The sequence below is a fragment of the Bradyrhizobium sp. CCBAU 51753 genome (assembly GCF_015291565.1).
GTDB classification, from domain to species: Bacteria; Pseudomonadota; Alphaproteobacteria; order Rhizobiales; family Xanthobacteraceae; genus Bradyrhizobium; species Bradyrhizobium ivorense.
In genome coordinates this window covers 4,908,225-4,927,580 of record NZ_CP030037.1, presented here as the reverse complement: position 1 = coordinate 4,927,580, position 19,356 = coordinate 4,908,225, and the positions used below count along the sequence as shown (strand labels likewise).

Annotated in this window: 17 protein-coding genes and 1 pseudogene; 9 read left to right on the top strand and 9 right to left on the bottom strand. The window is 65.2% G+C overall.

Going from position 1 to position 19,356, the window contains the following annotated elements; genetic code table 11:
- Positions 1 to 219: 219 nt before the first annotated feature.
- Positions 220 to 1,845 (top strand): beta-(1-6) glucans synthase, encoded by a 1,626-nt coding sequence (locus XH93_RS22240; protein ID WP_194469156.1) that lies wholly within the window; start codon positions 220 to 222, stop codon positions 1,843 to 1,845.
- On the opposite strand, the gene XH93_RS22235 is transcribed toward XH93_RS22240, so the two are convergent.
- Positions 1,805 to 2,185 (bottom strand): hypothetical protein, encoded by a 381-nt coding sequence (locus XH93_RS22235; RefSeq protein WP_194469155.1) that lies wholly within the window; start codon positions 2,183 to 2,185, stop codon positions 1,805 to 1,807. The two genes, XH93_RS22240 and XH93_RS22235, sit on opposite strands and share 41 nt — an antisense overlap.
- 97 nt (positions 2,186 to 2,282) lie before the next feature.
- Positions 2,283 to 3,638: a hypothetical protein gene (locus XH93_RS22230; RefSeq protein ID WP_194469154.1), complete on the bottom strand. Its 1,356-nt coding sequence runs from the start codon at positions 3,636 to 3,638 to the stop codon at positions 2,283 to 2,285.
- A 182-nt stretch (positions 3,639 to 3,820) separates the two neighbouring features.
- On the opposite strand from XH93_RS22230, the gene glmU reads away from it, so the two are divergent.
- Positions 3,821 to 5,179, top strand: a complete 1,359-nt coding sequence (gene glmU, locus XH93_RS22225; protein ID WP_194469153.1) for a bifunctional UDP-N-acetylglucosamine diphosphorylase/glucosamine-1-phosphate N-acetyltransferase GlmU — start codon at positions 3,821 to 3,823, stop codon at positions 5,177 to 5,179.
- Between the two features lie 480 nt (positions 5,180 to 5,659).
- Here glmU and XH93_RS22220 read toward each other — a convergent pair whose 3' ends face one another.
- The 4 genes and pseudogenes from XH93_RS22220 to XH93_RS22205 form a co-directional block, all read right to left on the bottom strand.
- Entirely contained in the window at positions 5,660 to 5,875 is a 216-nt protein-coding gene (locus XH93_RS22220; RefSeq protein WP_139862351.1) for a hypothetical protein, read from the bottom strand.
- A 302-nt stretch (positions 5,876 to 6,177) separates the two neighbouring features.
- On the bottom strand, positions 6,178 to 6,399 hold the full coding sequence (locus XH93_RS22215) for a hypothetical protein (protein ID WP_194469152.1): 222 nt from the start codon (positions 6,397 to 6,399) through the stop codon (positions 6,178 to 6,180).
- 132 nt (positions 6,400 to 6,531) lie between these two features.
- Positions 6,532 to 7,067 (bottom strand): annotated as a pseudogene (locus XH93_RS22210) (ferritin-like domain-containing protein).
- Positions 7,068 to 7,153: 86 nt separating this feature from the next.
- Positions 7,154 to 7,366, bottom strand: coding sequence for a hypothetical protein (locus XH93_RS22205; RefSeq protein ID WP_194469151.1), 213 nt, complete (start codon positions 7,364 to 7,366; stop codon positions 7,154 to 7,156).
- A gap of 172 nt (positions 7,367 to 7,538) precedes the next feature.
- Between XH93_RS22205 and XH93_RS22200 the strand changes: the two genes are divergently transcribed.
- Both XH93_RS22200 and XH93_RS22195 read left to right on the top strand, forming a co-directional pair.
- A complete protein-coding gene (locus XH93_RS22200; RefSeq protein WP_194469150.1) occupies positions 7,539 to 7,715 on the top strand; it encodes a DUF3606 domain-containing protein in 177 nt (58 codons plus the stop codon).
- A gap of 170 nt (positions 7,716 to 7,885) precedes the next feature.
- On the top strand, positions 7,886 to 8,311 hold the full coding sequence (locus tag XH93_RS22195; RefSeq protein ID WP_194469149.1) for a PRC-barrel domain-containing protein: 426 nt from the start codon (positions 7,886 to 7,888) through the stop codon (positions 8,309 to 8,311).
- Between the two features lie 13 nt (positions 8,312 to 8,324).
- Here the strand turns inward: XH93_RS22195 and XH93_RS22190 are convergent, their stop codons facing one another.
- Positions 8,325 to 8,579 carry a hypothetical protein gene (locus XH93_RS22190; protein WP_194469148.1) on the bottom strand — a complete coding sequence of 85 codons (255 nt, stop codon included), beginning with the start codon at positions 8,577 to 8,579 and terminating at the stop codon, positions 8,325 to 8,327.
- Here XH93_RS22190 and XH93_RS22185 point away from each other — a divergent pair.
- The 3 genes from XH93_RS22185 to XH93_RS22175 all read left to right on the top strand — a co-directional run bounded on the left by XH93_RS22185 (position 8,578) and on the right by XH93_RS22175 (position 12,440).
- Positions 8,578 to 8,925, top strand: a complete 348-nt coding sequence (locus XH93_RS22185) for a DUF1236 domain-containing protein (protein WP_194469147.1) — start codon at positions 8,578 to 8,580, stop codon at positions 8,923 to 8,925. The two genes, XH93_RS22190 and XH93_RS22185, sit on opposite strands and share 2 nt — an antisense overlap.
- A gap of 719 nt (positions 8,926 to 9,644) precedes the next feature.
- The gene (gene glmS, locus XH93_RS22180) at positions 9,645 to 11,471 is read left to right on the top strand and encodes a glutamine--fructose-6-phosphate transaminase (isomerizing) (RefSeq protein ID WP_194469146.1); all 1,827 of its coding nucleotides are present in this window, start codon (positions 9,645 to 9,647) and stop codon (positions 11,469 to 11,471) included.
- A 192-nt stretch (positions 11,472 to 11,663) separates the two neighbouring features.
- Positions 11,664 to 12,440 (top strand): DUF502 domain-containing protein, encoded by a 777-nt coding sequence (locus XH93_RS22175; RefSeq protein ID WP_139483498.1) that lies wholly within the window; start codon positions 11,664 to 11,666, stop codon positions 12,438 to 12,440.
- A gap of 275 nt (positions 12,441 to 12,715) precedes the next feature.
- Here XH93_RS22175 and XH93_RS22170 read toward each other — a convergent pair whose 3' ends face one another.
- A complete protein-coding gene (locus XH93_RS22170) occupies positions 12,716 to 13,003 on the bottom strand; it encodes a GIY-YIG nuclease family protein (protein WP_194469145.1) in 288 nt (95 codons plus the stop codon).
- A 125-nt stretch (positions 13,004 to 13,128) separates the two neighbouring features.
- The gene (gene recG, locus XH93_RS22165; RefSeq protein WP_194469144.1) at positions 13,129 to 15,237 is read right to left on the bottom strand and encodes an ATP-dependent DNA helicase RecG; all 2,109 of its coding nucleotides are present in this window, start codon (positions 15,235 to 15,237) and stop codon (positions 13,129 to 13,131) included.
- 240 nt (positions 15,238 to 15,477) lie between these two features.
- On the opposite strand from recG, the gene XH93_RS22160 reads away from it, so the two are divergent.
- Together XH93_RS22160 and mfd are read left to right on the top strand one after the other, a co-directional pair.
- Complete coding sequence (locus tag XH93_RS22160) at positions 15,478 to 15,768, top strand: succinate dehydrogenase assembly factor 2 (protein ID WP_194469143.1); 291 nt, start codon at positions 15,478 to 15,480, stop codon at positions 15,766 to 15,768.
- Positions 15,765 to 19,283 carry a transcription-repair coupling factor gene (gene mfd / locus XH93_RS22155; RefSeq protein ID WP_194469142.1) on the top strand — a complete coding sequence of 1,173 codons (3,519 nt, stop codon included), beginning with the start codon at positions 15,765 to 15,767 and terminating at the stop codon, positions 19,281 to 19,283. Before XH93_RS22160 ends, mfd begins: the two co-directional genes overlap by 4 nt.
- The last annotated feature ends 73 nt before the right edge of the window (positions 19,284 to 19,356 follow it).

Sequence of the window (19,356 nt, the reverse complement as noted above, 5' to 3'; positions counted from 1 at the left end):
CCCGCAGGGATCATCCTAACGGCTCGAATGGTGCCGTCCAACAGTCTCCAATGCGGGGAGATGCTGGCGGAATCCCATGACGTGAATTTGTTATTTTGTCCAGCAAACTCACAACTTTATCGCAGCAGCGCAAAACTGTCGCAGGACAACCATGGTATTGACCTAATCCCGCACTTGGCAGACGGGCTGTGACCGGCTAAGTCGACGGTCCCCCGGAGGATGGAACCGATTTCGCTTCGTACGCCGCTGGCGCTTCTTCTGATCTCGCTCTCCGTGATTGCAGCCGTGTGGTGGTGGCTTGCCACGCCGATCACGCTTGCGCGCGCCCCGATCGATCCCAACGCGAAGCTGCAATGCGTGTCGTACACGCCGTTCCGCGGCGCGCAGACGCCGCTCGATCCCACCACGCAGATTCCGGTCGAGCAGATCGAGCAGGACCTCACCGATCTCGCCAAGATCACCGACTGCGTGCGCACCTATTCGATCGAGAACGGCCTCGACCAGGTGCCGGGCGTGGCCGCCAAGCTCGGGCTGAAGGTGATGCAGGGCATCTGGCTCGGCAGCAACCGCTTCAAGAATCTGCAGCAGATCGGCATCGCGGTACGGCTGTCCAAGGAATATCCGGCCGTCATCACCTCGCTGATCGTCGGCAACGAGGTGCTGCTGCGCGGCGAGATGACCACCGCCGACCTCGCCGCCAACATCCGCGCCGTGAAGGCGCAGGCCAGCGTGCCGGTGACCTATGCCGATGTCTGGGAATACTGGCTGAAGAACCGCGAGATCTATGACGCGGTCGATTTCGTCACCATTCATATCCTGCCGTATTGGGAGGACGTGCCGATCAAGGCGAAGTACGCCGCGGCGCATGTCGATGACATCCGCAAGCGGATGGCGGTCACGTTCCCGGCCAAGGAGATCCTGATCGGCGAGACCGGCTGGCCGAGCACCGGGCGGATGCGCGAAGGCGCGCTGCCGTCGCGCGCCAACCAGGCGCGGGTGGTCTCCGAGATACTCGATCTCGCCCGGCGCGAGGGTTTTCGCGTCAACCTGATCGAGGCCTACGACCAGCCCTGGAAGCGCATGCTCGAGGGCACCGTCGGCGGCTTTTGGGGCCTGTTCGATTCGGTGCATCGGCAGGTCAAGTATCCGCCGGGGGTGGCGATCAGCAACTATCCGGCCTGGAAGCTGTACATGGGCTGCGGCATGGCGCTCAGCGTCGCCACCTTCCTCGCGGCCTGGCTGACGCTGCGGCGGCGGCCGTGGACGCCGCGGCCGTCGGCCTGGATCGCGGTCGCGATATCGGCGACGACGGCGGGCGCTCTCGTGGGCATTGCCGCCGACAAGATGGCCTATGAGAGCTACGGCGCCGCCGGCTGGGTGCATTGGGGCGTGCTGCTGGCCGCGGCGATTGCCGCGCCCTTGCTGTCGGCGCATGCGCTGATCGCCGGGCGCTCGCTGCCGACCTTTTTGGAGCTGATCGGGCCGCGCGACTACCGCGGCAAGGGCGCGCTGATGGCGCTCTTGGCGCTCGCCCTCGTGGTGACCACCGTGATTGCCGCCGAGACCGCGCTCGGCTTCACCTTCGATCCGCGCTACCGCGATTTCCCCTATGCGTCGCTGACCATGGCGGTAGTGCCGTTTGCGCTGCTGACCATGCTCAACCGTCCGAAGGAGGGCGTCCGCCCGCTCGCCGAATCGGTGTTCGCCGGGCTGCTGACGATCGCTGCGGCCTACATGCTGTACAACGAGGGCACCATCAACTGGCAGTCGGATTGGACCTGCGCGATGTACCTGCTGCTGGCGGCTACGCTGTGGCGGGGGCGGGCCGCGCAAATCCCAGGATGAACAGTCCGATCGCAAGCCCCGACAGGATAACGTTATAGAGTACGATGCCGAGGGCGGCGGCGATCAGCCCGCCGGTCAACAGCACGATCGACGGCCGCATCAAATTCAGCACCGCGATCACCAGCGCGGTGATCCCGAACACCGAGTTCTTGAACAGCACGGTCGAAAGCGCGCGCGCCTTGCAGATCATGGTCTGCATGCCGGCGTCGCAGGCCAGCGCTGTCGGCGAGAACTCGATGCCGAGATAGCGCAGATAAAGCGCATAGCCGATGGTGACGAAGCTGATCACCATCAAAAACTGGACCTGGTAGGGGGAGAGACGGAACGGAGGTTTTGTCATCGCGCCACTATGGTCGGGATCGGGGTGTCGGACAAGACATAGCAACAAGCAGCGAAATCGGTTGAGAATTTGGCCGCAATGCGTTGCCGTGCATGATTCATTGGCTGTTGCGGCGGAACATCGAGGAGAACGTCGTCGGCTCCGGCCTCTTCTCCTCGGCAACCGGCGGCGGAGGCGGTGGTGGCGCCACAGCACGCCTCGGCGCCACCCGCCGGTGCGCCGGCGCGGGCCGGGCTGCAGGCGGGTCGTTCAGGCTGAGGCGCTGGCCGTCATAGATCGCGGTCTCGCAGGTCCGCTGGTTCAGGCTCAGGGTGGCGCAGATCTTTGCCGCGGTGCCGGCATCGTTCAGCGGCCCGGCCACCAGGCGCAGCTGCATGCCGAGCCCGTTGGTATTTTCCTTGATCACGATGATCGGCCGCAGCGCCGCCAGCGGCGCGTTGGCTTTCGACTTCAACAGGCCGCGCCACAGCGCGCGTAGCCCATTGACCGAATTCGCGGTGCCGAGATCGACCCCGAACTCGGTGTGCTGGATCTTTGCCTTCGGCGCCTCGCTGTCGTCGTCGGCCTGGGAATCCGGATCCGCCATCACCACCGGAAGCGGCTCGGCGGTGACGTGGTCGGCGGCCGGCGGCTTCACCAGCTCGAGCGGTTTGCCGGCGGCCGGATCGGGAGCTCCGATAACCGACTTCTCGGCGACCAGCGGCGCCGCCGTGGGCTTCCTGTCGCGCGGCTCCACGGCCGCGCTTGCCGGGCTCATCGCGATCGGAGCAGGCGATGCCGGATTGTCAGCGGCCGCCGCCGGTGCGTCGGCGGCAGGCGGTGTCTTGCCGGCCGGCGCAGGCGCTTTGTCCGCGGGTTTCTCCAGCGCGGCCTGCGGTCTGTCGGCCGGTACGGCCGGCTTGCTGTCGGCCGGCATCACCGTCTTCTCGGCGGCAGTTGGCTTGTCGGGCTGAATGGTCGCGACCGGTGCGACCGCCGGGACCGGTGCTGTCGGCTGCGCCGGCGGCAGATGAGCGGGGGCGGGCGGTGCGCCGGGTGCGGTTGCCGCAGTCGAAGGCGGCGGTGCGGGCGCCGTCGCCTGCCTGGCGATCGCGCCGGTGACGGAATCCAGATTCTGCTCCAGCGTGGTCACGCGTGCGTAAAGCCGATCGCGGTCGCCGCTCAGCGTATCGATGGCGGAGGCGAGCCGCCGCGCCTCGCTGTGGCTCTCTTTGCTCAGAGCCCGCAGCTGCTGGGTCTGCTGGGCCATGTCGGCGACCGCGAGCTGGTCGCGCTTCAGCGTCAGCGACGATTGGTTGGCCATCACGGCAATCACGATCGCGCCGACCGCAGCCAAGCCCCACGATCCGAGCCGCCACAGCAGGCGGCGGTCGAGCGCATCCTCCTCGGCCAGCAGGCCGCCGCTGCCTTCGGTGTCGAAAGCCGCCGCAAGGTTGTCGGGATCTTTGGCCAAAGCCCGCTCGGCCCTCCTCAAGGCCCGCCGAATCACAGGGTAAAGATTAACAGGAAATAGGCGGGGAACCTGAATCCGGGCGGCAAAGGCGGCGAATCGGTTTCTTCTGCCGGGGAAAACAATTAAAGACGGCCTCGATGAAAGCTTTGCGCAGAATGCTGCGCGTGACGTTGAGGACTTGCATGACTGCACGATCGAGCCTGACGGTGGTGCTTGCGGCCGGCGAGGGCACGCGGATGCGCTCGGCGCTGCCGAAGGTGCTGCATCCGGTGGCGCAGCAGTCGCTGCTGTCGCATGTGCTCGATGCCACCGACGCCGGCGAGGGATCGCAGCTTGCGGTCGTGATCGGGCCCGACCACGAGGCGGTCGCGGCCGAGGCACGCCGGGTGCGGCCCGACGCCCAGACCTTCGTCCAGCGCGAGCGGCTCGGCACCGCGCATGCCGTGCTGGCGGCGCGCGAGGCGCTTGCCCGCGGCGCCGACGATCTGCTGGTCGCATTCGGCGACACGCCGCTGATTTCGGCCGAGACCTTTGCCCGCATGCGCGCGCCGCTGCGCCAGGGCGCGGCGCTTGCCGTGCTCGGCTTCCACGCCGCCGACCCGACCGGCTATGGCCGGCTGGTGGTCGAGAACGGCAGACTGGTTGCGATCCGCGAGCAGGCCGACGCCAGCGCTGAGGAGCGCAAGATCACGCTGTGCAATGCCGGCGTGATGGCGTTCGACGGCAAAAGAGCGCTGGCGATCATCGAGAAGATCGGCAACGCCAACGCCAAGGGCGAATATTACCTCACCGACGCGGTGAGCATTGTCAGGGAATTGGGACTGGAGGCCGTCGTGATTGAAACCAGCGAAGACGAAGTGCGCGGCATCAACACCAAGGCGCAGCTCGCCGAGGCCGAGGCCGTGATGCAGGCGCGGCTGCGCAAGGCGGCGCTCGAGGCCGGCGTGACCTTGATCGCGCCCGACACCGTCTATCTCTCCGCCGACACCAAGTTCGGCAAGGACGTTACCATCGAGCCGTTCGTGGTGATCGGCCCCGGCGTCACCATCGACGACGGCGCCGTGATCCATTCGTTCACGCACATCATCCAGTCGAAGATCGGCAAGAAGGCGCTGGTCGGTCCCTACGCGCGGATGCGGCCCGGCAGTTCGCTCGGCGAGGGGGCGAAGATTGGCAATTTCGTCGAGACCAAGGCGGCCGTGATCGAGGCCGGTGCCAAGGTCAATCATCTGTCTTATGTCGGTGATGCCCATGTCGGCGCCAGTGCCAATCTCGGCGCCGGCACCATCACCTGCAACTATGATGGCTTCCTCAAGCACAAGACCCTGATCGGCGAGGGCGCCTTCATCGGCACCAACACCTCGCTGGTCGCGCCTGTGTCGGTTGGCAAGGGCGCCTATATCGGTTCCGGCTCGGTGATCACCAAGGACGTCCCCGACGACGCGATGGCCGTCGAGCGCAGCCAGCAAACCACCCGCGAAGGCGGCGCCGCGCGTTACCGCACGGCCAAGCTGAAGGAGAAGGCGGCGAAGGGGAAGTGAAGCGCTGTCCTTGGGTCGGTCATCTCGGCGCAGCAGACACGGCGTCGTCCTGGCGGAAAACCTTGACCCACAACCACCGATCTCGAATGTGAACGAGATCGCGGCCCCAACGTTGCGCAACAACACTGGCCGACCGCTACTTTGGCGGCTCGACCGTCGTTTTTGTCGACCCGTCTGGCGCCGGCTGCATCCGAGGGGGACTTTGCCCCTGGGGGCTTTCCGGCGGCGCGCCGCCGGAACCGGTGTCGATCGGTCCGGTCCAGCCCTGCGGTTGTAGCTGACCTTTTTCTTCGGGCGCTGAGCGACCATCTGGCGCTTTGATATCTCCCGTTGGCTGCGCTGCGGCCAAATCGAACGAGAGGGCAAGGCATATGGCCGCCAATTCAGCTCGCACCTTGAATCTCCCATATTGTTGCGTGGACGGCTCTGGCCTCGGACAACTTCCGGGCTCGGTGCTGAGTTCCTCCGGCCAGCGCGTGTCTAGGGATGGAGCAGCGAGAGCAGGCGTTGGCGGTTCTGCTCCCGGTCGAGCTGACTTCTGCGCATCACGTCAAGTTCGGCTTCCACCCTGCGGGTGTCTTCATTCCGCTGCTTCAATTCAATCAGGAGCGCTTCTTTCTCTGCCAGCCGCCTCTCGCCCTCGACCACGTCGATTTCAATTTGCCTCAGCTCGTCCATGATCGATTCTTTGTACATCGCATCTCTACGAGTTGCCTGGCCTATGTGTTGCGGGTTGCACCAATAGCTGCAACGGCTTGGATTTCTGCTCGTTCCTGAGGCGTGGGCTTACCTTGGAAAAGGAGCAATCGTTGCTGCTCAACGGAATCGCCATGTAGCGCAAACCTTGCGCTCACTTAGACGCCAAGGCTGAACGCTCGTCATTGATCTGTGTGAATCGTTGGGGTGCAGAAGGCCCAGGTCCGGCCTCCGCGCGCGGGCCGGGTGCACGACTGCGATCCGGATGGCAATGCTGCAATCCAAACTGTTGCGCGCGACGATCAGCCAGGCTGATACCGGCGGATTTCGCCGATGGTCATGTTGAGCGCCGCAATTTGCTCGGGGTCGATTTGACGGGGATCCAGGCTGACGGCCCAGCCTTCCGGGATAACGTCCAGCACGCGGTCGAGGGCCTCATCGATCGACGTGGCGGCCAGCCAAAATTCGACGTCTCCGTCGTCGGTCCTCACGCGCACCAAATGGACCTCAAGGGCAGGCTGCATTAGCAATAAGCACTGCGCAGGAGATTGGTTGCTTGTTCACCTGTGTTATTTTCTGGCGGAGGCGCCATCCCCATCACCAGAAGGTCGTCCGCATCGCTGCGGACGACTTTCTCTTGCCGGCCCGTGATGAACTCAAGCCGCCTTCTGATTGACGCCCCGCAGCGCCATCGCGTTGAGCTTCTGATCGGTCGCCTTTTCCTCGTCGAGATTCTGCTGCAGGACCGAGGCGCAGTCGCTGCGGCCAAGCATGTTGGCCCATGCGATCAGCGTGCCGTAGCGCGTGATCTCATAGTGCTCGACCGCCTGTGCGGCCGCGATCAAGGCGGCATCCAGCACCTTCTTGTCGGCGACGTCACCCGCGACGTCGCTGGCCTCCTCAAGAATGCCGTCGATGGCCGGGCAATCGACCCCCGTGGCGTCGACGCCATGCATCTTGAAGACCTTCTCGGCCGAACGATCTGGTTCCTGGTCTCGGCGAGATGGGTTTCAAAACCCTTCTTCAGCGAGCTGTCGGTCGCCTTCTCGATCATGTCGGGCAGGTTCTTCGCGATCTGCTGCTCGGCGTAGTAGATGTCGCGTAGGGTGTGCACGAAGAGATCATTGAGTGTCTTGATGTCTTGAGTAAAAAAAGCCCATGAGGCGTCTCCTGGTTCGGTGTCGCGAAGCAACGGGCAGTGTCCGCGAGCGTTCCTAATCCCGGCGATCGGTCCAAGATTTGGCGCGGGCAGCCCGGGTTGCGGCCGCCGAGGTGACTTCAAGGGCCCCTGCGAATGGAGGCCGTGTAAATCGCTTTGCCCGAATCCGTTTTCACGACAACGGCGCATAATGTGTCGTCGGCCACGTCGGTGCGGATTTGCTCGGCGATCTGGTGCGCGATGGCCCTTGCCTGGTCCTCCGTTGGAAGTTCGATGCCGAGGGGATCTTCGATGGTGTAGCCGTTGACGATCTCAAAATGGAATCTGGGCATTGGCTTCTGCTTCTCCGCAAAACGTAAGAAAGAAGAGCCGTCCTCGTTGTTCCTCGCAGGAACGACTAGCATCGCGCGACGTTTTCACAGGGCGATCGGATGATCGCCTGAGGGCGCGCGGTATGCCTGCGAACTTGGAGCAGGAGCCGCGCGCTCGTACCTGGAGGCGTGAATGTCCGACCACCTTACCAAACCAGTGCAGCCGGACCGATCGAAAATCAACATGCAGGAGGATTACGAGGTCAAGTACTGGACCCATGAACTCGGGGTGACGCGCGATGAGTTGCAGCGCGCTGTCGACAAGGTCGGCAACGCGGCTGCCAGCGTCCGCAAGGAATTGGGCAAGTGAAGATTGCCTGAGTGAGCATTGCTTGGGAGAGCATTCCCTGAGCGATCAATCCGCGAGCGATCGATCCATCGCGAATGATTCGCCGGTGCTGAAATTTCGAGCCCGCCATCGCCGTTAGGAACAATTGCCCTTCGCTTTCGGTTTCACAGCCCACAATGGAGGAGAGGACAATGCGATTTATTCCCGCAGCAATTCTGGCCTGCACCTTGGCGTCGCCGATGGCTGTTGCTCAGACCAGCACCCAGACGTCGCCGTCGACGGCTGCAGCGCCGGTCTCGGCTTCAGGCCAATGGCGCGCGTCGAAGCTGGTCGGCGTCAACATCTACAACAAGCAGAACGAGAAGATTGGCGACGTCAGCGACGTGATCCTGGATGCGTCCGGCAAGGTGGCCGGCGTGGTCGTCGGCGTCGGCGGCTTCCTCGGCATGGGTGAGCACGACGTGCTGATGCCGATGGACAAGATCCACTTCGCGAACGAATCCGGCAAGACCACCACCGGCTCGACGAGTTCGGGATCGAAGCAGTGGTATCCCGACCGCGGCACGGTGGACGCCACCAAGGATCAACTGAAGGCGATGCAGGAGTTCAAGTACTAAAGCATAGGCCCCTTCACCGGGGCCTATTGTTTGCCTCGGCACTGAGCTTGGCGCCGAGACGATTGCCAGACTGCTGATGACGTCTCTCGCTCAGCATGCGCTGCACTTGTGCGTGCTGATGGGCCTTGCGGCAGCGGCGCATGCTGCTGTCCGCGATCGGGCGCTGGACGATGCAGCGCTCTGGCAAAGCAGTGACTGCGTCAGGAACATTGCCGTCTTTTAATGGTTCTCGATAGGCCGCATGGGCGGCAAGGAGGAGAATGATCATGAAGAAGTTGTTGCTGATGTCGGCGACCGCGCTGCTGGTGTCGACGGGAGCGTTTGCCCAGACGACGACAATCGCGCCTACGACTGGCACCGGCCACGCCACCACCGTGCAGATCGAGCCGCAGTACCGCACGCGGATCCATAGCTACATCACCGAGCACAAGGTCCGTCCGGTTCAAACGCGGGAGAAGATCGTGGTTGGAGCGACCGTGCCGAGCGAGGTCGAGCTTGAGGCTGTGCCGGCCGATTGGGGTCCGTCGCTGACCAGATATCGCTACGTCTACTCCGGCGAGCGCGTCATGCTGGTCGATCCCGGCACCCGCACGGTCGTCCAGGAAATCGACTGACGCCGCAGCGGCGGGCGATCCGGAGAGGCTCGCCGCACGGCTTGGGAATGCAGGAATTGGGAATGCAACAGATGGATTGGCGAGGCGAGGCGCGGATTGCCGGCCTCAGCCTTGCGGCGATCTACATCGCGTGTCCGGTGTTTGCTGCTATCGGAATGGGCTGAAGGTTCCAATGATGCGCCGGGTGACGAGTCGAGAGCTTCAGCCTGGCGGATTCAACTGGGTTAATGCCGGAACTCCCCCATGCGAGCACGGTGCCGGCTCGCACGGGGAGGACGGCAATGAACGGGCAGTCTAGCGCGCTGAGAGAGCTGAGTTTCTGGTTTTCGATGCTGCTCGGGCTTTCGCCGGTCTGGGTCGCCGCGGCGCTGCTCATCTTCTTTAGTTTGTGATCGGCAGGCAGCTTCGCACGACGGCGGACTGGTGCTGCTTGTCCGCGCATCGTCAGGCAGTCGCTGGAGCGTGGTCGTGATTCAGTGCGCGGCAATCGGGCTGTTGTTCGCGCTCGCCTTCTGGTTGGCGGCCGTGCTTGAGCGGCCATCTTGACGTAGTTTCGCCGAAATGGTTAGCCCGAGTTAACCAGCCTTTCGCATCGATATCGCCGCTTAAGACTGTCGCAATCCGCAATAATTATTGAGTATCTTGCGGCCGGCGATTCCCGTTAAGGGACCGTGTCGCCGCGTTGGCAAATTTTCGGCGATTTGGGGACATTGAACCGCATGTGCGGCATCGTCGGCATTCTTGGACGCGCTCCGGTCGCGGAGCAATTGGTGGATTCGCTAAAGCGGCTCGAATATCGCGGCTATGATTCCGCCGGGGTCGCCACGCTGGAGAACGGGGCGCTGGCGCGCCGCCGCGCCGAGGGCAAGCTGAAGAATCTGGAGGCCCGGCTCGAGGCAAAACCGCTCGGCGGCCATACCGGCATCGGCCATACCCGCTGGGCCACCCACGGCAAGCCGACCGAGAACAATGCGCATCCGCACGCCACCGAGCGCGTCGCCGTGGTGCATAACGGCATCATCGAGAATTTCCGCGAGCTGCGCGAGGGTCTCGAGGCCAAGGGCACGGTGTTCGCGACCGAGACCGACACCGAGGTCGTGGTGCACCTCGTCGACAATCTGCTGAAGGGCGGCGTCAAACCGGTCGAGGCGGTGCGGGCGGTGCTGTCGCAGCTCCGCGGCGCGTTCGCCCTCGGCTTCATCTTCGAGGGCGAGGACGATCTGATGATCGGCGCCCGCAACGGCCCGCCGCTGGCGATCGGCCATGGCGACGGCGAGATGTATCTCGGCTCGGATGCGATCGCGCTCGGGCCGTTCACCGACACGATCAGCTATCTCGAGGACGGCGACTGGGTGGTGCTGAACCGCAACGGCGCCACCATCTTCGACAAGGACAACGCCATCGTCCACCGCGAGGCGGTCAAGCACCTGACGGCGACCGCGCTGGTCGACAAGGCCAACTACCGTCACTTCATGGCGAAGGAAATCCACGAGCAGCCGGAAGTGGTCGGGCACACGCTCGCCCGCTACGTCGACATGGCGACCGAGCGCGTCACCATGCCGGTCAAGCTGCCGTTCGACTTCAAGAACATCCAGCGCATCTCGATCACCGCCTGCGGCACCGCGAGCTATGCCGGCTTCGTTGCCAAGTATTGGCTGGAGCGGCTGGCGCGGCTGCCGGTCGAGCTCGATGTCGCCTCCGAGTTCCGCTACCGCGAGGCGCCGCTGCGCAAGGGCGATCTCGCCGTCTTCATCTCGCAGTCCGGCGAGACCGCCGACACGCTGGCGGCGCTGCGCTATGCCAAGGCGCAGGGCGCGCACACGCTCTCGGTCGTCAACGTGCCGACCTCGACGATCGCACGCGAGAGCGAGGTGGTGCTGCCGACCTTGGCCGGTCCCGAGATCGGCGTCGCCTCGACCAAGGCGTTCACCTGCCAGCTGATGGTACTGGCCTCGCTCGCGGTCGCCGCCGGCAAGGCGCGGGGCGAGCTGTCCGATGCCGACGAGGCCAAGCTGGTGCATTCGCTGGTTGAGATTCCGCGGCTGATGTCGGAGGCGCTCACCACCGAGCCCCATATCGAGAAGCTGGCGCGCGAGATCTCGAAGTCGCGCGACGTGCTCTATCTCGGCCGCGGCACCAGCTATCCGCTGGCGCTGGAGGGCGCGCTGAAGCTGAAGGAAATCTCCTACATCCACGCCGAGGGCTACGCTGCCGGCGAGCTCAAGCACGGGCCGATCGCGCTGATCGACGAACACATGCCGGTCGTGGTGATCGCGCCCTACGACAAGGTGTTCGAGAAGACCGTCTCCAACATGCAGGAGGTCGCCGCGCGCGGCGGCAAGATCATCCTGATGACCGACGCCAAGGGCGCGGCGGAGGCGACCATCCAGTCGCTGGTGACGATCGTGATGCCGGACATGGGCGCGACCTTTGCGCCGATGGTCTATGCCGTGCCGGTGCAACTGCTCGCCTATCATACCGCCGTGGTGATGGGCACCGACGTCGACCAGCCGAGGAACCTGGCGAAATCGGTCACGGTCGAATAGTCGCAAGTGACGCCGTCACGCGGCCCTTCAAAAACCTGCTAGGATGGCTTAGCTGAGGGGTGCGCGCGGTGGTTCGGGACAGGATTATCATCGTGCGCTAGCCCGTTGTTTAGCATGATCTTTTTGGAATCCGCGGCGCACTTTTCCGGATCATGCTGGTGAGGACGGCCGCGTCGACGACCTGGAACCGCAATGACGTCCAACCAAGTGCCTCCCGTCTCGTCAGGTGAACTGCCCCCCGACGCCCCGCGCGGGCTGATGGCCCGGTTTCGCAACTATTTCCTGACTGGCCTCGTGGTGGCCGGGCCGGTCGCGATCACGCTGTATCTGACCTGGTGGTTCGTGAACTGGGTCGACAATCTGGTGCGGCCGTTCGTGCCGACCGCGTACCGGCCGGAAACCTATCTGCCGTTCGGACTGCCCGGTTCCGGCCTGATCGTCGCCGTGATTGCGCTGACTCTGCTCGGCTTCCTCACCGCCAATCTGATCGGCCGCACCTTGGTCGATCTCGGCGAGCGGTTGCTCGGGCGGATCCCGGCGGTGCGCGCGATCTATCGCGGCCTGAAGCAGGTGTTCGAGACGCTGTTCTCCGGCAACGGCTCGAGCTTTCGCCGCGTCGGCCTCGTCGAATTTCCCTCGCCGGGGATGTGGTCGATCGTGCTGATCTCGCAGGCGCCGAGCGCGGAGCTTGCCGCCAGCCTGCCCGGCGCGGAGGAGCACATCTCGGTGTTCCTGCCGTGCGCGCCGAACCCGACCACCGGCTTCTTCTTCTACGTGCCGAAGAGCAAGATCATCGAGATCGAGATGAGCACCGAGGATGCCGCCACTCTGATCATGTCGGCCGGCGTGGTGCAGCCCGGCGCCGCCGACCAGAAGCGCGCCGCAGCGCTCGCCGGCGTCGCCAACGCCGCCCGCATCGCCAGCCAGGCCTCGCTGCAACCGGCCGCGGCGCCGGCGAAGGTGGAGTAGGGGCGGCGCGCTATCCCCGTCATTGCGAGGAGCGAAGCGACGAAGCAGTCCATGATCCCACATATGCGGAACGATGGATTGCTTCGCTGCGCTCGCAATGACGGTGGGGAAGGGGCCTGCACAAAGGCAAGGCGAGAAGGTGGAGTAGCGCGGCGCTCTCTCCCCCGTCATTGCGAGGAGCGATAGCGACGAAGCAATCCATGGTCCCGCATCTGCGGAGCGATGGATTGCTTCGCTGCGCTCGCAATGACGGGTGGGGAAGGGGCCGGGAACGGCTAGATCAGCGTGTCGTAGAGGTCGTTCCAGTCGGGGTTTAGGGCCTCGATGAGCGCGATCTTCTTCGCCCGGCTTCCCGCCTTGAGCTGCTTCTCGCGCGAAATTGCTTCATACATCGTGTCGTGCAACTCGTACCAGACCAGTAGCTTGCAGCCGTATTTCGCCGAGAAGCCCTTTACCAATCCCTCTCGATGTTCAAACGCACGTTTCGGCGGATCGGACGTGACACCAGTGTAGATGGTCCCGTGACGCTTGTTGGCGACGATGTAGACGCACGGTTGCTTCATGCCGTTTCCCCAACCGCATCCTACAGCGTCATTGCGAGGAGCGATAGCGACGAAGCAATCCATCTATCCGCGCGTGTGGAGCGATGGATTGCTTCGTTTCGCTCGCAATGACGGCGGAGACAGCGTTACCCAGCCCCGATCAGCGGCACGGCTTCGTCGCGTTCGTAGAGGTAGAGCAGGCAGCGCAGCGCGTCACCGCGGTCGCCTTTCAGTTTTGGATTGTCCTTCATGATGCGCAGCGCCTCGTCGCGGGCTTGCGTGATCAGCTGGGCGTGGACGTCGGAGCGGGCGATGCGGTAGCCGGGCAGGCCGCTCTGGCGGATGCCGAGCACGTCGCCTTCGCCGCGCAGTTTTAAATCCTCCTCGGCGATGCGGAAACCGTCCGTGGTCTCGCGGATCACCTTCAGCCGCGCCTTCGACATCTCGCCGAGCGGCTCTTTGTAGAGCAGCAGGCAGGTCGAGGCTTCCGAGCCGCGGCCGATGCGGCCGCGCAGCTGGTGCAGCTGGGCGAGGCCAAAGCGCTCGGCGTTCTCGATCACCATGATGGTTGCGGCGGGGACGTCGACGCCGACCTCGACGACGGTGGTGGCGACCAGAAGGCCGATCTCGTGCGCGGCGAACTGCGCCATCACGCGATCCTTTTCCGCGCCCTTCATCTGGCCGTGCACCAGGCCGACGCGGTCGCCGAACCGTTTTTGCAGCGACTCGAAGCGCTCGGTGGCGTTGGTGAGATGCTCGGTGCCTTCGGCTTCGGATTCATCGACCAGCGGGCAGATCCAGTACACCAGCTTGCCGGCGGCGAGCGCGCGGCCGACGCCGTCCATCACATCCTCGATCCGGCTCATCGGCACCGCGCGGGTGTCGATCGGCTGCCGGCCGGCGGGTTTTTCGCGCAGCTCCGAGACATCCATGTCGCCAAAATAGGTCAGCACCAGCGTGCGCGGGATCGGGGTCGCGCTCAGCACCAGCACGTCGACGGCCGCGCCCTTGGAGGTTAGCGCGAGCCGCTCGCGCACGCCAAAGCGGTGCTGCTCGTCGACCACGGCGAGCGCAAGATCTTTGTAGATCACGTCGTCCTGGATCAGCGCGTGGGTGCCGACCAACAGATCGATCTCGCCGGCCTCGAGCCGCGCCAGCAGCTCGCGGCGCTCCTTGCCCTTCTCGCGGCCGGTGAGGATCGCGACGCGAAGACCGGCGCGCTCGGCGAGCGGCGCGATGGTCTTGATGTGCTGGCGCGCCAAAATCTCGGTCGGCGCCATCAGCGCCGCCTGCTTGCCGGCTTCCGCGACGGCGGCGGCCGCAAGCAGCGCCACCACGGTCTTGCCGGAGCCGACGTCGCCCTGCACCAGCCGCAGCATGCGCACCGGCTGGCGCAAATCCTCGGTGATGGCGGCGACCGCCTCGCGCTGCGATTTTGTGAGCGCATAGGGCAGGGCGTCGATGATCTTGCTGCGCAGATGGCCGTCGTCGGCATTGCGGACCCCGGCGGGACGGCGCAGCGTGGCGCGGATCAAGGCCAGCGCCAACTGGCCGGCCAGCAGCTCGTCGAACGCCAGGCGTGACCAGAACGGGCCATGGGGCAAGATGTCGGTCAGCTCGACCGGGACATGGACACGGGTCAGCGCCTCCCGGATCGGCGGAAACTTGCAGCGGCGCAGCACCTCGGGGCTGATCCACTCCGGCAGGTCTGGCAGTTTGGTCAGCGCCTGCGCGATGGCGCGGCGGAGCGAGCCGATCGCAAGGCCCTCGGTCAAGGGATAGACCGGATCGATGCCGGAGAGTTTTGCAAAGCCGGCCTCGTCGACGACGCGGTCGGGATGCACGATCTGCGGAATGCCGTCATACATCGCCAGCGTGCCGGAGACGTAGCGCTTCTCGCCGACCGGCAGCAGCTTCTCGACGAAGCCGGGCGGGCTGCGGAAGTAGGTCAGCACCACGTCGCCGGTGTCGTCGCTGGCATAGACTAGGTACGGCGCGCGCGAATTGCGCGGCGGTGGCGGGCGGTGGCGGTCGACGGTGACCTCCAAGGTCACGATGGTTCCAACCGCGGCGTCGCGGATTTTTGGCCGCGCCCGGCGGTCGATCACGCTGGCGGGCAGATGCAGCAGCAGATCGACCAGCCGCGGCGTCTCGCTGCGGTCGAGCAGATAGCGCAGCAGCTTGTCCTGCTTCGGACCGACGCCTGATAGCGTCGTGACCGGGGCAAACAGCGGATTGAGCAGGCTGGGGCGCATTCGGAAAACCTAGGACTAATCTTCACCGTCATGCCCGGCCTTGTGCCGGGCATCCACGTCTTTTTTTGGAGCCACTTGTTCGCCGGGTCCCGCCTTCGCCAAGGCTTCGGCGGGCGGGCAAGCCCGGCAATGACAACATGGCTCGCAGGCCGCAGATGAGGGCTGACATCCCCCATCGCGCTCGCTATATCAACCCCGCCCGGCACGTCCGGGCTTTTGGCGTTCGATGGATTTTGCGACATGACGGGATCGACACGGTCGAGCAGTGGGCTCGATGACCGCCGCAAGCGGCTTTTGTTTCGCTGCTGGCACCGCGGCACGCGGGAGATGGACTTGATCCTCGGCCGTTTTGCGGACGCCACCATCGCCGATCTCACCGACCAGGAACTGGCCGAGCTCGAGCACCTGATCGAGGTGCCCGATCCCGACCTCTATGCCGCGCTGACCGGCGACAGGCAGCTGGCGGCCGAACACGCGACCGCGCTGTTTGCCCGCATCAAGGCGTTTCGGGTGGCGGATCACGGCGCATGAAACAGCCTTTGAAATCGCCGGCCGCGATGCTGGCGCCCGGCCGCGTGCTGACCATCGCCAATGTCGCGGAGGGCGCCGAGGGGCTCGTCATTTCCGATCTCGCGCGCGCGATCGCGGCCAAGCCGAAGCGCACCGCCGTGAGCCTTGCCGTGGTGTGCCGCGACGGCGCGCGGATGCAGCAGCTCGCCCGCGCGCTGGAGTTCTTTGCGCCCGACATCGCGGTGATGCAGATCCCGGCCTGGGACTGCCAGCCCTATGACCGCGTCTCGCCGCATTCCGGCATCCTGGCGCAGCGCCTCACCACGCTGGCAAAACTGTCGCGGCTGGTCGGCTCCGACAAGCCGCTGATCGTGCTGACCACGGTGAACGCCGCCGTGCAGCGGGTGCCGGCGCGCGAGCTGGTCGCGGCGCAAGCGCTGTCGGTTGCGCCGGGCAACGTGGTGCCGATGGACTCGGTCGTGGCCTGGCTCGAGCACAACGGCTACAGCCGCTCGTCGACCGTGCGCGAGCCCGGCGAATACGCCGTGCGCGGCGGCATCCTCGACCTGTTTCCGGCCGGCCTCGACCAGCCGGTGCGTTTCGACTTCTTCGGCGATTCCCTGGAATCGATCCGCACCTTCGATGCCGAGACCCAGCGCACGCTGCTCGACATGCGCGGGCTCGATCTCGTGCCGGTCTCGGAATTCCAGCTCACCACCGAGACCATCCGCCGCTTCCGCATGGGCTATGTCGCAGCGTTCGGTGCGCCGGAGCGCGACGACCAGCTCTATGAAGCCGTCTCCGAGGGCCGCCGCCATCCCGGCATGGAGCACTGGCTGCCGCTGTTCCAGGAGCGGATGGACACGCTGTTCGACTATCTCGACGGTGCCGTGGTCGCGATCGAGCCGCAGGCCGAGGACGCCGCCCGCGAGCGCTTCACGCAGATCCTCGACTACTTTGAGGCGCGCCGCGAGGCGCTGGAGCATCCCGGCAGCGGCGCGATCTACAAGCCGCTGCCGCCGGACAAGCTCTATCTGACCGAGAGCGAGTGGACAAAGCTGCTCGGCGATGCGCCGCTGGCGCGGCTGACGCCGTTCGCGGTTCCGGAAGGCTCGACCGAGGTGTTCGACGCCGGCGCGCGGGCCGGGCGCAACTTTGCGCCCGAACGCGCCGACACCAAGGTCAACGTGTTCGAGGCCGTGGTCGGCCATGTCGGCGCGCTGCAGTCGCAGCGCAAGAAGGTGGTGATCGCGCTGTGGAGCGAAGGCTCGCGCGACCGCATGGGCGCGATGCTGCGCGACCACAAGCTGCTCAACACCACCAGCGTCAACACCTGGCGGATCGTGCAGGCGACGCCGCGCAACGAGACCATGCTGGCCGTGCTCGGCATGGAAAGCGGCTTCGAGACCGACGAATTCGCCGTCATCAGCGAGCAGGACATTTTGGGCGACCGCCTGGTGCGGCCGCGCAAGGCGAGCCGCAAGCTCGACAATTTCATCTCGGAGGTGACGAGCCTTGCGACCGGCGATCTCGTGGTCCACGTCGAGCACGGCATCGGCCGCTTCGTCGGGCTGCAGACGCTGGAGGTCTCCGGCGCGCCGCATGACTGCCTCGAGCTGCATTATGCCGCCGAGACCAAGCTGTTCCTGCCGGTCGAAAACATCGAGCTGCTGTCGCGCTACGGTTCCGACAGCGCCAATGTCGAACTTGACCGTCTGGGTGGCGGCGGCTGGCAGGCGCGCAAGGCCAAGCTGAAGAACCGCATCCGCGAGATCGCGGGCGAGCTGATCAAGATCGCCGCCGAACGGCAGCTGCACGAGGCGCCGAAATTCCCGCTGCAGCCGCATGTCTATGACGAGTTCTGCGCGCGCTTCCCCTATGAGGAAACCGAGGACCAGCTCGGGGCCATTACCTCGACGCTGAAGGACCTCGAGATCGGCCGGCCGATGGACCGGCTGATCTGCGGCGACGTCGGCTTCGGCAAGACCGAGGTGGCGCTGCGCGCGGCCTTTGCCGTGGCGCTGGAGGGCAGGCAGGTCGCGGTCGTGGTGCCGACCACGCTGCTGGCACGGCAGCATTCGCGCACCTTCGCCGAGCGCTTCCGCGGCTTCCCGGTCAACGTCGCGCGGGCGTCGCGGCTGGTCTCGACCAAGGAGCTGAACCAGACCAAGAAGGGGATCGCCGACGGCAGCGTAGACATCGTGGTCGGCACCCATGCGCTGCTCGGCAAGGCGATCAAGTTTAAGGACCTCGGCCTCCTGATCGTCGACGAGGAGCAGCACTTTGGCGTCAGCCACAAGGAGCGGCTGAAGCAGCTCCGCGCCCAGGTCCACGTGCTGACATTGTCGGCGACGCCGATCCCGCGCACGCTGCAACTCGCGCTGACTGGCGTCCGCGAGCTCTCGATCATCGCCTCGCCGCCGGTCGATCGCCTCGCGGTGCGCACCTTCGTCGCGCCGCACGATCCCCTGATGATCCGCGAGGCGCTGCTGCGCGAGCGCTATCGCGGCGGCCAGGCGTTCTACGTCGTGCCGCGGATCGAGGACCTCGCCGGCGTCAAGGACTTCCTCGACAAGAACGTGCCGGAGATGAAGGTCGCGGTCGCCCACGGCCAGATGCCGCCGACCGTGATCGAGGACATCATGTCGGCGTTCTACGACGGCAAATACGACATCCTGCTGTCGACCACGATCGTGGAGTCCGGCCTCGACATTCCGAACGCCAACACGCTGATCGTGCACCGCGCCGACATGTTCGGCCTGGCGCAGCTCTATCAGCTGCGCGGCCGCGTCGGCCGCTCCAAGCTGCGCGCCTATGCGCTGTTCACGCTGCCGGCGCAGCAGAAGATCACGGCGCAGGCGGAGCGGCGGCTGAAAGTGCTGCAGTCGCTGGAGACGCTTGGGGCCGGCTTCCAGCTCGCCTCGCACGACCTCGACATCCGCGGCGCCGGCAATCTGCTCGGCGAGGAACAGTCCGGCCACATCAAGGAGGTCGGCTTCGAGCTGTACCAGTCGATGCTGGAGGAGGCGATCGTCAATCTCAAGGCCGGCGTCGCCGAGCCGGCCGCCGACCGCTGGTCGCCGCAGATCACGATCGGCATGCCGGTGCTGATCCCAGAGGATTACGTCAACGATCTCAGCGTGCGGCTGTCGCTGTATCGACGGCTCGCCGATCTCGACACCGATGACGAGATCGACAGCTTTGCCGCCGAGATGCGCGACCGTTTCGGCGTGCTGCCCGACGAGGTGCGCTATCTGTTCAAGGTCGCGGCGATCAAGGCGTATTGCCGCCGGGCCAATGTCGAGAAGGTCGACGCCGGCCCCAAGGGCGCGGTGATCGCATTCCGCGACAACTCGTTTGCGCAGCCGGATCGGTTGGTGATGTTCATCCGCCAGCACGGCCAGGCCGCAAAAGTGCGGCCGGACATGAAGGTGGTGTTCTTCCAGGATTGGGAGACGCCGGAAGAGCGGCTCGCCGGGACGACGGAGATCTTGCGCCAGCTCGCCAATCTCGCGGAGAGCAAGAAGGCGGCGTGAGGTGGAGCTATCTCCACGTCATTGCGAGGAGCGAAGCGACGAAGCAATCCATGGCTCCGCGGGTGCGGAGGAA

What these genes read in the sequence shown, in the direction of transcription:
- XH93_RS22240 (WP_194469156.1), top strand. Translation starts at nt 220, where the DNA reads ATGGAACCGATTTCGCTTCGTACGCCGCTGGCGCTTCTTCTGATCTCG.
- XH93_RS22235 (WP_194469155.1), bottom strand. Translation starts at nt 2,185, where the DNA reads ATGACAAAACCTCCGTTCCGTCTCTCCCCCTACCAGGTCCAGTTTTTG.
- glmU (WP_194469153.1), top strand. Translation starts at nt 3,821, where the DNA reads ATGACTGCACGATCGAGCCTGACGGTGGTGCTTGCGGCCGGCGAGGGC.
- XH93_RS22220 (WP_139862351.1), bottom strand. Translation starts at nt 5,875, where the DNA reads ATGTACAAAGAATCGATCATGGACGAGCTGAGGCAAATTGAAATCGAC.
- XH93_RS22215 (WP_194469152.1), bottom strand. Translation starts at nt 6,399, where the DNA reads ATGCAGCCTGCCCTTGAGGTCCATTTGGTGCGCGTGAGGACCGACGAC.
- XH93_RS22205 (WP_194469151.1), bottom strand. Translation starts at nt 7,366, where the DNA reads ATGCCCAGATTCCATTTTGAGATCGTCAACGGCTACACCATCGAAGAT.
- XH93_RS22200 (WP_194469150.1), top strand. Translation starts at nt 7,539, where the DNA reads ATGTCCGACCACCTTACCAAACCAGTGCAGCCGGACCGATCGAAAATC.
- XH93_RS22195 (WP_194469149.1), top strand. Translation starts at nt 7,886, where the DNA reads ATGCGATTTATTCCCGCAGCAATTCTGGCCTGCACCTTGGCGTCGCCG.
- XH93_RS22185 (WP_194469147.1), top strand. Translation starts at nt 8,578, where the DNA reads ATGAAGAAGTTGTTGCTGATGTCGGCGACCGCGCTGCTGGTGTCGACG.
- XH93_RS22190 (WP_194469148.1), bottom strand. Translation starts at nt 8,579, where the DNA reads ATGATCATTCTCCTCCTTGCCGCCCATGCGGCCTATCGAGAACCATTA.
- glmS (WP_194469146.1), top strand. Translation starts at nt 9,645, where the DNA reads ATGTGCGGCATCGTCGGCATTCTTGGACGCGCTCCGGTCGCGGAGCAA.
- XH93_RS22175 (WP_139483498.1), top strand. Translation starts at nt 11,664, where the DNA reads ATGACGTCCAACCAAGTGCCTCCCGTCTCGTCAGGTGAACTGCCCCCC.
- XH93_RS22170 (WP_194469145.1), bottom strand. Translation starts at nt 13,003, where the DNA reads ATGAAGCAACCGTGCGTCTACATCGTCGCCAACAAGCGTCACGGGACC.
- recG (WP_194469144.1), bottom strand. Translation starts at nt 15,237, where the DNA reads ATGCGCCCCAGCCTGCTCAATCCGCTGTTTGCCCCGGTCACGACGCTA.
- XH93_RS22160 (WP_194469143.1), top strand. Translation starts at nt 15,478, where the DNA reads ATGACGGGATCGACACGGTCGAGCAGTGGGCTCGATGACCGCCGCAAG.
- mfd (WP_194469142.1), top strand. Translation starts at nt 15,765, where the DNA reads ATGAAACAGCCTTTGAAATCGCCGGCCGCGATGCTGGCGCCCGGCCGC.